We start from the raw sequence: 592 nt of genomic DNA, 5'->3' as shown, positions 1-592 counted from the left end.
CACGGCTCGAAGTTCGACGCCACCACCGGCGCGGTGATCAACGGACCGGCCACCAAGCCGCTGCCCAAGTACACCGTCACCAAGAACGGCGACCAGCTGGACCTGGGCGCGGTGCAGTCCTAGGGCGTGTCTTTCGGGTCGGTCGGCAGCTCCGCCGGCCGGCCGCGCCGGGTCATCGCGGCCACCGCGCCGGCCAGCCCGGCCGTGCCGAGCACGATGAAGGTGACCGGGAGCACGATCCGGCCGTTCACCGCGCGGTCGTTCAGTGAGGCGACCAGGTAGAGCACCGCGACCACGGTGAACAGGGTGCCCGCGATCAGGGAGAAGACGTCCAGCCGGTGCTTCCTCATGACTGCACCACCATCAGGTCGCCGAGGCCGAGCGTGAGGGTGAGGTCGAGCGTCCCCTTGGACGGCTGACCGTTGGTCGGATGCAACTGGTACTCCACGTTGTTGCCCGCCCCCGAGGACAGGTTGCGGTCGGCGACCCGGATGTCGCCCAGGGCGCTGTGCAGGGTCAGTCGGACTTCCACGTTGTTGGGGACGGTCACTCGCAGATCACCCGCGCCGACCTTGACCGCCGTGGTGACGGT

General features: G+C 69.1%; 2 protein-coding genes. Both read right to left on the bottom strand.

Going from position 1 to position 592, the window contains the following annotated elements; genetic code table 11:
* Window positions 1–119: 119 nt before the first annotated feature.
* Window positions 120–350 (bottom strand): hypothetical protein, encoded by a 231-nt coding sequence (locus ABD323_RS44055; RefSeq protein ID WP_184918651.1) that lies wholly within the window; start codon window positions 348–350, stop codon window positions 120–122.
* Window positions 347–592: LiaF domain-containing protein (locus tag ABD323_RS44050; RefSeq protein WP_344447619.1), on the bottom strand; the 246-nt coding region annotated here is incomplete at its 5' end. The genes ABD323_RS44050 and ABD323_RS44055, both read right to left, overlap by 4 nt.

It is taken from the genome of Kitasatospora nipponensis (genome assembly GCF_039528135.1).
In the GTDB taxonomy this organism is placed as follows: Bacteria; Actinomycetota; Actinomycetes; order Streptomycetales; family Streptomycetaceae; genus Kitasatospora; species Kitasatospora nipponensis.
The sequence above is the reverse complement of the archived record's forward strand: the minus strand, read 5'-3'. Positions and strand labels throughout refer to the sequence as shown.

What these genes read in the sequence shown, in the direction of transcription:
- ABD323_RS44055 (WP_184918651.1), bottom strand. Translation starts at nt 350, where the DNA reads ATGAGGAAGCACCGGCTGGACGTCTTCTCCCTGATCGCGGGCACCCTG.